The following is a 12,891-nucleotide window of genomic DNA, read 5'->3' on the forward strand; positions in this document are numbered from 1 at the left end:
TATTCATCCGCTAGCATTGTTTCGGCAATATCTTATTAAAATCCTTTTTATTAAAAAAACTGCGTTCTTTGCATCTCTTTCTGTGCCTGAATCGCAGAAAGCCATCCTCCACGGCGCGGTACCCTGGCACGCGTGTGGATAAATATTCAGCCGGCGACAGGGACTCAGCCGGCCTAGCAAGAAAAGCTAACGCCGCTCCAGAATTTCAAAACAGAAACTGTGGCTGTTCTTGTCGTCGGCATCGTGGAATTCACTGAAGGTGGATTGCCATTGATCCGGCTCGTAATCGGGAAAGTAGGTGTCGCCGTCGATTTCCGCGTCGATATGGGTCAGGTATAATCGCTGAGCACGGGGCAGGAACTGCTGATAAATATTCCCCCCGCCGATTACCATGACTTCCTCCGCCTCGCCGGCGGCAGCCAGGGCGTCTGATGCCGATGCCGCCCAGATGACCCCATCGCCGGCGGCGGGATGGCGGCTGAGCACGATATTCCGGCGGCCCGGCAAAGGCTGGCCAAGGGATTCATAGGTCTTGCGGCCCATGATGATCGGTTTATTCAGGGTGTTTCGTTTGAACCATGCCAGATCGGCGGGCAGGTGCCAGGGCATGGCGTTTTCAAGGCCAATCACGCGATCTACCGCCAGGGCGGCAATCAGACTGATAATCATATAAACTCTTACCGGCTATAAAATTGCTGCCACTATACGGAAACTACAAACTGCCGTCGATAGGGCCGCCCCACTCCACCGGCAAAATTCGGAAAGCGCCTATCCTGCCGGGTTAGGGGTCTCACACGCCCGGGCGTTTGCGGTAAAGCCATAGTCCCGGTAAAGAGAGGCCGATGGACAGGGCGCCCACAATAAACCCCGCTTTGAGAAACTGCGTTACCAGCGTCGACATCAGCGCCTCGCTATAGCCCAGATGGGAAATCTGCACCGCCGCCACCATGGCGCTGTAAGCGGAAATACCGGGAAACATCGGAATGACCGCCGCCACCGTAAAGACTTTGGGATGGGCCAGCAGCCAGCGAGACCAGTGGATACCGATCACACCGATTAAAATAGAGGACAGCAGGGTGGCCCACTCAATGTTCAGGCCATAGTGTATCATCAGCGTGCGCGAGCCATGGCCGATGGCTCCCAGCAGGGCGCAATAACGCAGCGCCTTGGCCGGTACATTGAACACCATGGCGAACCCCAGGGCCGGCACGGCGGCCAATACCATGTCCTCCAGCAACGCCAGCAGCAGATTCATGCCCACCCCTTGAAATCCCATACCGCCATCGCCAGGACGATACCGATACAGATAGAGAGCGTCAGCAGGCTGGCCATGGTCCAGCGCGCCAAACCGGTGTTGATATGGCCTTTGAACATATCCGCCACCGCATTGATCAACGGAAAGCCCGGCACCAGCAGCAGAACGCTCGCGGGCATCGCCACCAGCGACGTGTCGTGGAATACCGGCAAACGCATTAACAAGCCCGAAGCGGAGGTGGCGACAAACGCGGTGATGCAAAAATTAATCAGAGGGTTCATTTGCCGCGCGGTCAGCAGTTGACGGACATACATGGCCAGGCCGCTGGCGCACAGGGTGACGGCGAACGCATCCCAGCCGCCGCCGTTGAGCCGGCTAAAGCAGCCGCAGGATAAGCCGACCACACAGACCATCAGCCAGCGCGGATAACGCAGCGGCCGAATATTTCCCAGCCGCTTGGCCACATCCTCCGCATCCAGTAAATGGTGCTCAGCCATGATGACGATATGCTGCACCTGGGTGACGACATGCATATTGATGCCGCGATCGTTATTTTTACGGGTTGACGTCAGGCAAAAGTCTTTATTGATGGTGGTGAGCACCACGGCATTGGCGGAAATGGAGCTTTCCACCCGCTCTACTCCCAGCGCCAGCCCCAGCCGGGTGGATAGCTGCTCCACCAGCATGCTTTCAGCGCCATGCTGCAGCAATAATATCGCGCACTCGATACAGAGCCGGGTAATAACCCGCTGGTGGTCCTCTGACATTTCCTTAACCGTTGCCATGCCCTGCCATACCCCGAGTGCCTAAGCCCAAAGATGCTGTTTAATAACACGTAAAAAATCCGTCAGCAAGCCTTTGTTAGGACGACAATCAGGACCGCATTCCAGGACAGACCCGCCCGGGCCGCAAGAGGACGGAAACCTGTCGGCTTGCGGCCCGGCTATCAGGCTTTATTGAGCTGAAGGTGCATCTCCTGAACGGAAATAACCCGCTCGGTGGGGTCTGAATTCAGCGACATGGCGGTAGCGAAACCACCGTTCATGGTGGTGTCGTAATGCACCTTGTACTGTAGCGCGCTGCGCCGGATCAGCTTGGAATCCGCAATGGCCTGGCGGCCGGCGGTGGTATTGACGATATAGCTGTATTCGCCGTTTTTGATGCGGTCCTGGATATGGGGACGCCCTTCATGGACCTTATTCACCAGCCGGGGATTGATGCCCGCCTCCCCCAGCACGACCGCGGTACCGTGGGTCGCATCCAGCTCAAAGCCGTGCTTCAGCAGTTTGGCCGCCAAATCCACCACGCGGCCTTTATCCCCCTCACGCACCGACAGCAAGGCCCGGCCGGTTTTTTTCATGTGCGACTGGCTGCCCAGCATGGCCTTGCCGAAAGCTTCGGCAAATGTCCGCCCCACGCCCATCACTTCGCCGGTGGAACGCATTTCCGGCCCGAGGATCGGGTCGACGCCCTGGAATTTGTTAAACGGCAGCACCACTTCCTTCACCGAGTAATAAGGCGGAATAACCTCTTTGGTCACACCCTGTTGCGCCAGGGATTGTCCCACCATGACCCGGGCGGCCACCTTCGCCAACGGCACCCCGGTGGCCTTGGAGACAAACGGCACGGTGCGCGCGGCGCGGGGGTTCACCTCGATGAGATAGACTTCGTTGGCCTTGACGGCGAACTGCACATTCATCAGGCCGCGGACCCGCAGCTCAAACGCCAGCTTCTCCACCTGGCGGCGCATGACATTCTGAATTTCCTGGCTAAGGGTATAACACGGCAGCGAACAGGCCGAGTCGCCGGAGTGCACCCCCGCCTGCTCGATATGCTCCATGATGCCGCCGATAAGCACCTGCTCGCCATCGCAAATGGCGTCCACATCCACTTCAACCGCATCGTCCAGGAACCGGTCAAGCAATACCGGGGCATCGTTGGACACGCTGACCGCGGTTTGAAAATAGCGCAGCAGATCAACATCGTCATAGACGATTTCCATCGCCCGGCCGCCCAGGACATAGGAGGGCCGCACCACCAGCGGATAACCGATGGTGGCCGCCTTCTCCACCGCCTGATCGATGGTGGTCACCGTGGCGTTGGCCGGCTGCTTGAGACCCAGCCTTTCCACCGCCTGCTGAAAACGGGCGCGATCTTCGGCGCGGTCAATGGCATCCGGACTGGTGCCGATAATCGGCACGCCGGCGGCTTCCAGTTCACGGGCCAGTTTCAGCGGGGTCTGGCCGCCGTATTGCACGATAACGCCTTTAGGCTGCTCCACGCGCACGATTTCCAGCACATCCTCCAGGGTCACCGGTTCGAAATAAAGCCGGTCGGAGGTATCGTAATCGGTGGACACCGTTTCGGGGTTGCAGTTGACCATAATGGTCTCGTAGCCGTCTTCCCGCAGCGCCAGCGACGCGTGCACGCAGCAGTAGTCGAATTCGATACCCTGGCCGATACGGTTGGGCCCGCCCCCCAGCACCATGATCTTTTCACGATCCCGGGTCGGGTTGGATTCACACTCTTCATCGTAAGTGGAATACATATAGGCGGTGTCGGTAGCGAATTCCGCCGCGCAGGTATCCACCCGCTTGTAAACCGGATGGAGATTATACTCTTCCCGCAGTTTGCGGATTTCCCCCTCCGATACGCCCGCCAGGGCGGCCAGGCGCGCATCGGCGAACCCTTTGCGTTTGAGCCGGCGCAGGAAGCCGGCGTCCAGGGCGGTAACGCCTTGCTTCGCCACCTCGTTTTCCAACTGGACCAGTTCCTCAATCTGCACCAGGAACCATTTATCGATATTGGTGAGATTATACACCCCGTCCACTGACAGCCCGGCGCGGAACGCATCGGCGACGTACCAGATGCGGTCGCCGCCGGCATCTTTCAGCTCGCGGCGGATTTTCGTCAGCGCCTCCGGGTCATCCAGGCTGACCTTGGGATCAAAACCGGTGGCGCCCACCTCCAGCCCGCGCAGCGCTTTTTGCAGCGACTCCTGCTGGGTGCGGCCGATGGCCATGACTTCCCCCACGGATTTCATCTGGGTCGTCAGCCGATCGTTGGCGCCGGCGAATTTCTCGAAATTGAAGCGGGGTATCTTGGTGACGACATAATCGATGGAGGGCTCGAAGGAGGCCGGCGTACGTCCGCCGGTAATGTCGTTCATCAGCTCATCCAGGGTATAACCCACCGCCAGCTTGGCGGCCACCTTGGCGATGGGGAAACCGGTGGCTTTCGACGCCAGTGCGGATGAGCGGGATACGCGCGGATTCATTTCGATAATAATCAGCCGGCCGTTTTCCGGATTCACCGAGAACTGCACGTTCGATCCGCCGGTTTCCACGCCGATTTCACGCAGTACCGCCATGGAGGCGTTACGCATGATTTGATACTCTTTGTCGGTGAGGGTCTGCGCCGGCGCGACGGTAATGGAATCGCCGGTGTGAATGCCCATGGCGTCCATATTTTCAATGGAGCAGACGATAATGCAGTTGTCGTTTTTGTCCCGCACCACCTCCATCTCATACTCTTTCCAGCCAATGAGCGACTCATCGATCAGCAGTTCGGTGGTGGGGGAGAGATCGAGGCCGCGTTCGCAGATTTCTTCGAACTCTTCACGATTGTAGGCAATACCGCCGCCGGAGCCGCCCATGGTAAAGGAAGGGCGGATAATACAGGGGAACCCCACGTCGGCGGCCACCGCCAGCGCTTCTTCCATATTATGGGCAATGCCGGAACGGGCGGTTTCCAGGCCGATTTTTTTCATGGCCTGGTCAAAGCGGCGCCGATCCTCCGCTTTATCAATGGCGTCGGCGGTGGCGCCTATCATGGTGACGCCGAATTCCGCCAGCACCCCTTCACGCTCCAGATCCAGCGCGCAGTTCAGCGCCGTCTGGCCGCCCATGGTGGGCAGTATGGCGTCGGGACGCTCTTTCTCGATGATTTTGCGCACCACTTCCCAGTGTATGGGTTCGATATAGGTGGCATCCGCCATATCGGGGTCGGTCATGATGGTGGCCGGGTTGGAATTCACCAGCACCACCCGGTAACCTTCTTCACGCAGCGCCTTGCAGGCCTGCGCGCCGGAATAATCGAACTCGCACGCCTGGCCGATGACTATCGGGCCGGCACCCAGAATCAGGATACTGGTTAAATCTGTACGTTTTGGCATTGCTTGGCTCCTGATTATTTCGCCTGAGAACGATATGACTTAATCAATTCTATAAAGTGATCGAACAGCGGACCCGCGTCATGGGGGCCGGGGCTGGCCTCCGGGTGCCCCTGGAAGCTGAACGCCGGTTTATCGGTGCGGCAAATGCCCTGCAGCGAACCGTCGAACAGCGAGACATGAGTGACCCGCAGCGTAGGCGGCAGCGACGTTTCATCCACGGCGAAACCATGGTTTTGCGCGGTTATCATTACCCGGTTGGCGTCCAAATCCTTCACCGGATGGTTGCCGCCGTGGTGGCCGAATTTCATTTTCAGGGTCTTGGCGCCGCTGGCCAGCGCCAGCAGCTGATGCCCCAGGCAGATGCCGAACACCGGTATGTCGGTTTCAAGAAAGGTTTTAATGGCGGCGATAGCGTAATCGCAAGGCTCCGGATCGCCGGGACCGTTCGCCAGGAAGATGCCGTCCGGGTTCATTGCCAGGACGTCCGCCGCCGGGGTTTGCGCCGGCACCACCGTCAGGCGGCAGCCGCGATCCACCAGAAGGCGCATGATATTGCGTTTTATGCCGTAATCGTAAGCCACCACATGGAACGGCAGTGAGTCGGCGCAAGCAGGGGCCGGCAGGCCGCCTTCAAGACGCCAGCTGCCCTGGGTCCAGGGATATTGTTCGGTGGTGCTGACTTCCTTTGCCAGATCCATGCCCTTGAGACCCGGGAATTGCCGCGCTTTTTGCAGCGCCAGCCCGGCATCGGGAGCATCGCCTGCGATGATACAGCCGTTTTGCGCCCCTTTCTCCCGCAGCAGCCGGGTCAGTTTACGCGTATCGATATCGGCGATGCCCACTACGTTATTCTTTTTAAGATAGTCAGACAGGGAGCCGGTGCTGCGGAAATTGCTCGCTATCAGCGGCAAGTCCCGGATAACCAGGCCCTCGGCCTGAATGCAGGAGGATTCTTCATCTTCTGGATTAGTGCCGACATTGCCGATATGGGGATAAGTGAGAGTAACGATTTGGCGGGAGTAGGAGGGATCGGTGAGAATTTCTTGATATCCGGTCATCGAGGTGTTGAAGACCACTTCCCCCACTGCCGTACCCTCCGCCCCGATGGCCCGACCGTGGAATTGGGTTCCGTCTTCCAGAACCAATAGCGCTGACTTTATCAAAACACCCTCCAAGGAATATTCAGTCATTGTATTTGCATATTAATTCAGATTTAACGGTCTAAATCAATGCAAAAAACACCTTCAAGGTGGATTTTTGGCAAATTGGGCGCATTTTAATGATGCATAGGGCACTTGTCTACCCCCGCAACAATAATTCATTCAATTAATCGTCATTTCACCTGTTAAGCAGAGCGAACCGGTTAAAAAGCACTGTAAAAGAGCAAAAGTAATCGGTTGCCTGACAAAAACAGGGAATATCAATGAAGCATTTTCCCGCCAGGAACGTTTTTGGCGGGAACGCGAAGGTTTTAATGAAAAATACTTCTTAAAAACGCTATTTATAACGATTTTGATGAAAAAAACCAGGCAAGCGTATATTATTAAAATGTTTTAAAAATGATAAAATATATCTTATTAAAATCATAGACATAAAAATACATCATTCACATATATATTTTTTTCTGTCTATAAATTACCGAGATCGAGCACATCCGCCATATTATAGAGCCCGGCTTTTTTACCATTCAGCCATATCGCCGCGCGAACGGCGCCATTGGCAAAGGTCATGCGGCTGGAAGCCTTATGGCTTATCTCTACCCGCTCACCGATATCCGCAAACATCGCCGTATGCTCACCCACTATATCACCCGCGCGCACGGTGGCAAAGCCGATGGTATGGGGCTTACGCTCGCCGGTATGGCCCTCGCGGCTGTACACGGCGCAATCCTTCAGCTGGCGTCCCAAGGCTCCGGCAATGGTTTCGCCCATGGCAAGGGCGGTACCGGAGGGGGCATCCACCTTATGGCGGTGATGCGCCTCGATTATTTCGATGTCGCAATACTCACCCATCACCCGGGCGGTCTTTTCAAGCAACTTTAGCATTACGTTCACGCCGACGCTGAAATTAGCGGCAAAAACAATGGGAATATCCCGGGACGCCTGTTGAATGAGGTCTTTTTGCCCCTCATCAAAGCCGGTGGTGCCGATAATCATGCCTTTGCCATGGGTTTGGCAAAAAGCCAGGTATTCCAGGGTGCCTTCGGGGCGGGTAAAATCAATCAATATGTCAAACCGGTCTTTTACCGCGTCCAGGCTATGGCCGACCCTGACATCAATATGACCTAAACCCGCCAGTTCACCGGCATCGGTACCCATCAGGCTTGAGCCTTCACGCTCAATCGCCGCCCCCAGGCAAGCGGATTGAGATTGTTGCACCGCCTGGATCAATTGCCGGCCCATGCGGCCCCCTGCCCCGACGACGGCTATGCGGATTGGTGTCATATCCATGCTCTCTCTGCTAAGTGAAAAATCAGTGTCAGGTTAACCGGAGGCGCCGGCCGCCGCCAGTTTATTTAACCGGTGATAAGGATAATATGATAAAAAAGGAGGGATATTAGCGGAAATGACTCGGGGTAAAATGAATTTTTATTCATTTGACTGAAAAGCAAGGTGTCCAGTGGGAACAAGATGCCGGATCGTAGCGAAACGGCAACCCTGCTGTAAATACGTCCCTGTACGCTTTAACCCCAAGCGGGTTTTTCAGCATAATGAGATAGTCGTCCGGCTTATTCCACAATCTGCACTTTTACCCGCAGTTCTTTCGGCACTTCGAACACGATGTTCTCTTCCCGTCCCCGGCGCTCCTCGACATCTACGCCGCCCAAGGCACGTAAACGCTCAATCACCGCCTTCACCAGCACATCCGGGGCAGAGGCCCCGGCGGTCACGCCCACCACCGCCATGCCCCGCAGCCAGCTCTCCTGGATATCCGCGGCGGTATCGATGAGATAGGCCGGCTTACCCGCCCGTTGGGCCAGTTCCGCCAGCCGGTTGGAGTTGGAGGAGTTTCTTGAGCCCACCACCAGCACGATGTCCGCCTCGGACGCCAAGTCCCGCACTGCTTCCTGGCGATTGGTGGTGGCGTAGCAGATATCGTCCTTACGCGGCCCGATGATCTGGGGAAAGCGTTCACGCAGCGCATCGATAACCTCGGAGGTATCGTCGACGGAAAGCGTGGTCTGGGTCATGAACGTGAGATTGGCCTCGTCCTTGACCTGTAGCTTGCGGACATCCGCCGGCGATTCCACCAGATACATGCCGCCCTGCGGATTGCTGTATTGCCCCATGGTGCCTTCCACTTCAGGATGCCCGGCATGGCCGATGAGAATCGCCTCAGTGCCTTTGCGGCTGGCGCGCGCCACCTCCATATGCACCTTGGTCACCAGGGGACAGGTGGCGTCGAATACCGTCAGATCCCGATTCTTCGCCTCGTTGCGCACCGCCTGCGATACGCCGTGGGCGGAAAAAATCAGTATGGAGCCGTCCGGCACCTCATCGATTTGTTCAATGAAGATCGCGCCGCCGGCGCGCAGCGCGTCCACCACATAGCGGTTGTGCACGACTTCATGGCGGACATAGATGGGGGCGCCGTAGATTTCCAGCGCCCGTTCCACAATACTGATTGCCCGGTCGACACCGGCGCAGAATCCGCGGGGGTTAGCCAGCAATATGCGCATTTTTATCCTCCTCCTGCTCCGGATCGATAGCCAAGACATCGATATCAAAATAAACCCGGCGGCCGGCCAGCGGATTGTTGAAATCCACCGTGACGGATTCATCCGTCACCGCCAGGACCACCCCAGGCATTTCATTACCGTTCATGGCGGTAAACAGCATGATGGTGCCCGCTTCGGGCACGCCGGTATCCAGAAAATCCCGCGGCGAGAAAAATTGGACCAAATCGGGATTCGAGGGCCCGAACGCCTCTTCGGGACCCAGGGAAAAGGATTTTTTATCCCCCACCCGCAATCCCAGCAGCGCCTGCTCCAATCCCTTCGACAGGCTCTGATCCCCCAGGCGGAACAGCGCCGGTTTATTCTCCCGGCGAGTGGATTCCGCCAGGGTACCGTCCTCAAGCTTGAGATCGAAATGCAACAGCACCGCGCTGTCGGACTGCACCTGCTCGGTCATGTTACTCAGCCTTTCTGCTTGGCGGCCCGATCGGAAGGGCGGAAGAACCCTTCCAGCACGATCAATACCGCACCGATACAAATAGCGGAATCCGCCACATTGAACGTCGGCCAGTGCCATTCATTGACATAGACGTCAATAAAGTCAATCACCACGCCGTGCACCAGCCGATCGGACAGGTTGCCCAACGCGCCGCCGATAATCAGGGCATAGGCGCAGTTGGACATCCGTTGCCGATAATCCGACCGGTACATCATAAACAGCAGCGCAATGGCGATAACCAGGGCAATCAGCGCAAACAGCCAGCGCTGCCAGCCGCCTTTATCCGCCAGGAAGCTGAAGGCCGCGCCGAAATTCTGTGCATAGAAAAAATTCACAGAGGGTATGATCGCCATCGTTTCATGCAGCATAAAGTGCGTCATAATCCACTGCTTGGTGCCAAGATCAATGACCAGTACCACTACCGCCAGCCACAGCCAGCGCAATCCGGTTGACATCAGGGGTGTTTTCATCAGACAAACTTACGCTCTTCGCCGGCGCCCGCCACGTTGGTGACGCAGCGGCCGCAGATTTCCGGATGTTCGGGGTCGGCGCCGATATCCGTCTCAAAATGCCAACAGCGGGGACACTTCCGGCCCTCGGCATTCGCCAGTGCAATTTTCAGCCCTTTCAGGCCTTCGGCCTGCAGGGCATCATCGCCCGCCGCGCCGTAATCCGCCACTTCCGCCCGGGACGTCAACAGGGCGAAATAGAGCTCCTCTCCCAGGGCGCGCAGGGTCGGCGCCAGGGACTCATCGGCGTACAGGATGACGCTGGCCTCCAGGGAGCCGCCGATACGCTTATCGGCACGGGCCTGCTCCAGCACTTTATTCACTTCGCCGCGTACTTTCAGCACCTGCTCCCAGTAAGCATCGTTCATGGTCTCGCCTTCGTCCAGCCCGAACAGGCCGTCATACCACTCTTCAGTAAAGACGTACTGCTGGCGTTTTCCGGGCATAAAGCTCCAGATCTCGTCGGCGGTAAAGGAGAGAATCGGCGCCATCCAGCGCACCAGCGCCTCGGCGATATGGTACAGGGCGGTTTGGCAGCTGCGGCGGGCGATACTGTCTGCCTTGGTGGTGTACTGCCGGTCCTTGATGATATCAAGATAGAAAGAGCCCATTTCCACCGAGCAGAACTGCATCATGCGCTGCACGACGTTATGCAGGTCATAGCTGTCGTAGGCGGCGATAATGTCGGCCTGAGCCGCCTGCGCCCGGCCCACGGCCCAGCGATCCAGCACCACCATATCTTCCGGCTTAACGCTGTGCAGCGCCGGGTCGAAGCCGTTCAGGTTGGCCAGCAGGAAGCGCGCGGTATTACGTATGCGCCGATAGGAATCGGCGGAGCGCTTGAGGATCTCATCCGATACCGCGATTTCACCGGTATAATCGGTGGATGCGACCCACAAGCGAAGAATATCCGCCCCCAGCTTGTCCATCACCTGCTGCGGACTGACGGTGTTGCCGATGGATTTGGACATTTTGCGTCCCTGCCCGTCGACGGTGAAGCCATGGGTCAGCACCTGGCGGTACGGGGCCCTGCCTTTCATGGCGGTGGAGATCATCAGCGATGACATAAACCAGCCGCGGTGCTGATCGGAGCCTTCCAGGTACATGTCCGGCTCGTGGCCGGCGAACTCGGGCCGCACCGCCACCACCGACGAATGGGTGGATCCCGAATCAAACCAGACATCCAGCGTATCGGGCACCTTGACATAGTCGGCCGCCTCGGCCCCCAGCAGCTCCGCCGGATCCAAATCCCACCAGGCCTGGATACCCTGCTGCTCTACCCGCTTCGCCACTTCTTCCATCAATTCCAGGGTGCGCGGATGGAGCTCCTCGGTGTTTTTATGCACGAACAGCGACATCGGCACGCCCCAGGTGCGCTGGCGCGAGATACACCAGTCGGGGCGGTTGGCCACCATATTCTCGATGCGTGCCTGGCCCCAGGTGGGGATCCACTGCACATCCTTGATTTCCTCCAAAGAGCGCTGGCGCAGTCCCTTTTTATCCATGCTGATAAACCACTGCGGCGTGGCGCGGAAGATAATCGGCGTCTTGTGGCGCCAGCAGTGGGGGTAGCTGTGCAGCAGTTTTTCCACATGCACCAGCGCGCCGCGGTCACGCAGCAGCTGCACTATCAAATCGTTGGCCTTGAAGACCTGTACGCCATCCAGCCCGGGATAGGTCCCGGGCAGGAAGCAGCCGTCCGGCCCCACCGGATTGGAGACTTCCAGACCGTACTGCTGGCCGATAACATAGTCGTCCGGACCGTGGCCGGGGGCGGTATGTACCGCGCCGGTACCGGCGTCAAGCGTCACGTGCTGCCCCAGTATCACCGGCACGTCGAATGCCATGAACGGATGCTGGAAGCGCAGCAGTTCCAGCGCGCTGCCTTTACAACTGCCCAGAACGGTCCAGTGGGCGACGCCGGCCCGCGCCATAACGCTTTCCACCAGGTCGGCGGCCAGGATCCAGTTCTGCCCGTCCACGGCCACCAGCTGGTAGTCGTAATCCGGGTGCACGGAAATTCCCCGGTCCGCGGGCAAGGTCCAGGGCGTAGTGGTCCAGATGACCAGCGACAGCGGTCCGTTCAAAGCAGAAACGCCGAATTTCGCCGCCACCGCGGCGGCATCCACGGCCTGAAACGCTACATCGATGGAAGGGGATGTGCGGTCGTAGTATTCCACCTCGGCTTCCGCCAGGGCGGAACGGCAATCGATGCACCAGTGCACCGGCTTGGCCCCTTTTTGCAAATGGCCGTTTTCGATGATTTTACCCAACGCGCGGATGATATTGGCTTCGGTGCCGAAATTCATCGTCAGATAGGGATGTTCCCAATCACCCAGCACGCCGAGACGGATAAAATCCTTTTTCTGACCGGCAACCTGTTCGGCGGCGTATTTACGGCAGGCGGCGCGAAACTCGGCGGCGCTGACCTTTTCACCCGGTTTGCCGATCAACTGCTCAACCTTCAGTTCAATCGGCAGCCCGTGGCAATCCCAGCCGGGCACGTAAGGCGAGTCATAGCCCATCAGCCCTTTGGATTTGATGATAATGTCTTTGAGAATCTTGTTAACCGAATGACCGATATGAATATTGCCGTTCGCATAGGGAGGGCCGTCATGCAAAATAAAGCTTTTTTTACCTTTCTTGGCACGGCGGATAATCCCGTACAGGTCCTGTTCATACCAGCGTTGCAGCATGCCAGGCTCGCGCTTGGCCAGGTCGCCGCGCATCGGGAACCCTGTGTCCGGCAAATTCAGGGTATTTTTGTAATCACTCATT

The 12,891-nt window shown here is 57.6% G+C and carries 10 protein-coding genes; all 10 read right to left on the reverse strand.

What is annotated here, in order from left to right; translation table 11 throughout:
* Positions 1-186: 186 nt before the first annotated feature.
* Positions 187-669 carry a type 3 dihydrofolate reductase gene (folA, locus tag ACL2XJ_RS02015; protein WP_413725496.1) on the reverse strand — a complete coding sequence of 161 codons (483 nt, stop codon included), beginning with the start codon at positions 667-669 and terminating at the stop codon, positions 187-189.
* Positions 670-790: 121 nt separating this feature from the next.
* Complete coding sequence (locus ACL2XJ_RS02020; RefSeq protein ID WP_165934301.1) at positions 791-1,255, reverse strand: threonine/serine exporter; 465 nt, start codon at positions 1,253-1,255, stop codon at positions 791-793.
* Positions 1,252-2,022, reverse strand: coding sequence for a threonine/serine ThrE exporter family protein (locus ACL2XJ_RS02025; protein ID WP_413725497.1), 771 nt, complete (start codon positions 2,020-2,022; stop codon positions 1,252-1,254). The genes ACL2XJ_RS02020 and ACL2XJ_RS02025 overlap by 4 nt, the downstream gene beginning before the upstream one ends.
* 179 nt (positions 2,023-2,201) lie before the next feature.
* A complete protein-coding gene (carB, locus tag ACL2XJ_RS02030; RefSeq protein WP_132925909.1) occupies positions 2,202-5,429 on the reverse strand; it encodes a carbamoyl-phosphate synthase large subunit in 3,228 nt (1,075 codons plus the stop codon).
* Between the two features lie 14 nt (positions 5,430-5,443).
* Positions 5,444-6,592, reverse strand: a complete 1,149-nt coding sequence (carA, locus tag ACL2XJ_RS02035) for a glutamine-hydrolyzing carbamoyl-phosphate synthase small subunit (RefSeq protein WP_413725498.1) — start codon at positions 6,590-6,592, stop codon at positions 5,444-5,446.
* Positions 6,593-7,057: 465 nt separating this feature from the next.
* Positions 7,058-7,879: a 4-hydroxy-tetrahydrodipicolinate reductase gene (dapB, locus tag ACL2XJ_RS02040; RefSeq protein ID WP_413725499.1), complete on the reverse strand. Its 822-nt coding sequence runs from the start codon at positions 7,877-7,879 to the stop codon at positions 7,058-7,060.
* Between the two features lie 278 nt (positions 7,880-8,157).
* Entirely contained in the window at positions 8,158-9,108 is a 951-nt protein-coding gene (gene ispH / locus ACL2XJ_RS02045) for a 4-hydroxy-3-methylbut-2-enyl diphosphate reductase (RefSeq protein ID WP_413725500.1), read from the reverse strand.
* Positions 9,089-9,562, reverse strand: a complete 474-nt coding sequence (gene fkpB / locus ACL2XJ_RS02050) for an FKBP-type peptidyl-prolyl cis-trans isomerase (RefSeq protein WP_132925901.1) — start codon at positions 9,560-9,562, stop codon at positions 9,089-9,091. The genes ispH and fkpB overlap by 20 nt, the downstream gene beginning before the upstream one ends.
* Positions 9,563-9,567: 5 nt before the next feature.
* Positions 9,568-10,074, reverse strand: coding sequence for a signal peptidase II (lspA, locus tag ACL2XJ_RS02055; RefSeq protein WP_203523915.1), 507 nt, complete (start codon positions 10,072-10,074; stop codon positions 9,568-9,570).
* Positions 10,074-12,890 carry an isoleucine--tRNA ligase gene (gene ileS, locus ACL2XJ_RS02060; protein ID WP_413725501.1) on the reverse strand — a complete coding sequence of 939 codons (2,817 nt, stop codon included), beginning with the start codon at positions 12,888-12,890 and terminating at the stop codon, positions 10,074-10,076. Before ileS ends, lspA begins: the two co-directional genes overlap by 1 nt.
* Position 12,891: the final 1 nt, after the last annotated feature.

Source organism: Sodalis sp. RH16 (assembly GCF_047324245.1).
Lineage (GTDB): Bacteria > Pseudomonadota > Gammaproteobacteria > Enterobacterales > Enterobacteriaceae > Acerihabitans > Acerihabitans ligni.

What these genes read in the sequence shown, in the direction of transcription:
- folA (WP_413725496.1), bottom strand. Translation starts at nt 669, where the DNA reads ATGATTATCAGTCTGATTGCCGCCCTGGCGGTAGATCGCGTGATTGGC.
- ACL2XJ_RS02020 (WP_165934301.1), bottom strand. Translation starts at nt 1,255, where the DNA reads ATGAATCTGCTGCTGGCGTTGCTGGAGGACATGGTATTGGCCGCCGTG.
- ACL2XJ_RS02025 (WP_413725497.1), bottom strand. Translation starts at nt 2,022, where the DNA reads ATGTCAGAGGACCACCAGCGGGTTATTACCCGGCTCTGTATCGAGTGC.
- carB (WP_132925909.1), bottom strand. Translation starts at nt 5,429, where the DNA reads ATGCCAAAACGTACAGATTTAACCAGTATCCTGATTCTGGGTGCCGGC.
- dapB (WP_413725499.1), bottom strand. Translation starts at nt 7,879, where the DNA reads ATGGATATGACACCAATCCGCATAGCCGTCGTCGGGGCAGGGGGCCGC.
- ispH (WP_413725500.1), bottom strand. Translation starts at nt 9,108, where the DNA reads ATGCGCATATTGCTGGCTAACCCCCGCGGATTCTGCGCCGGTGTCGAC.
- fkpB (WP_132925901.1), bottom strand. Translation starts at nt 9,562, where the DNA reads ATGACCGAGCAGGTGCAGTCCGACAGCGCGGTGCTGTTGCATTTCGAT.
- lspA (WP_203523915.1), bottom strand. Translation starts at nt 10,074, where the DNA reads ATGAAAACACCCCTGATGTCAACCGGATTGCGCTGGCTGTGGCTGGCG.
- ileS (WP_413725501.1), bottom strand. Translation starts at nt 12,890, where the DNA reads ATGAGTGATTACAAAAATACCCTGAATTTGCCGGACACAGGGTTCCCG.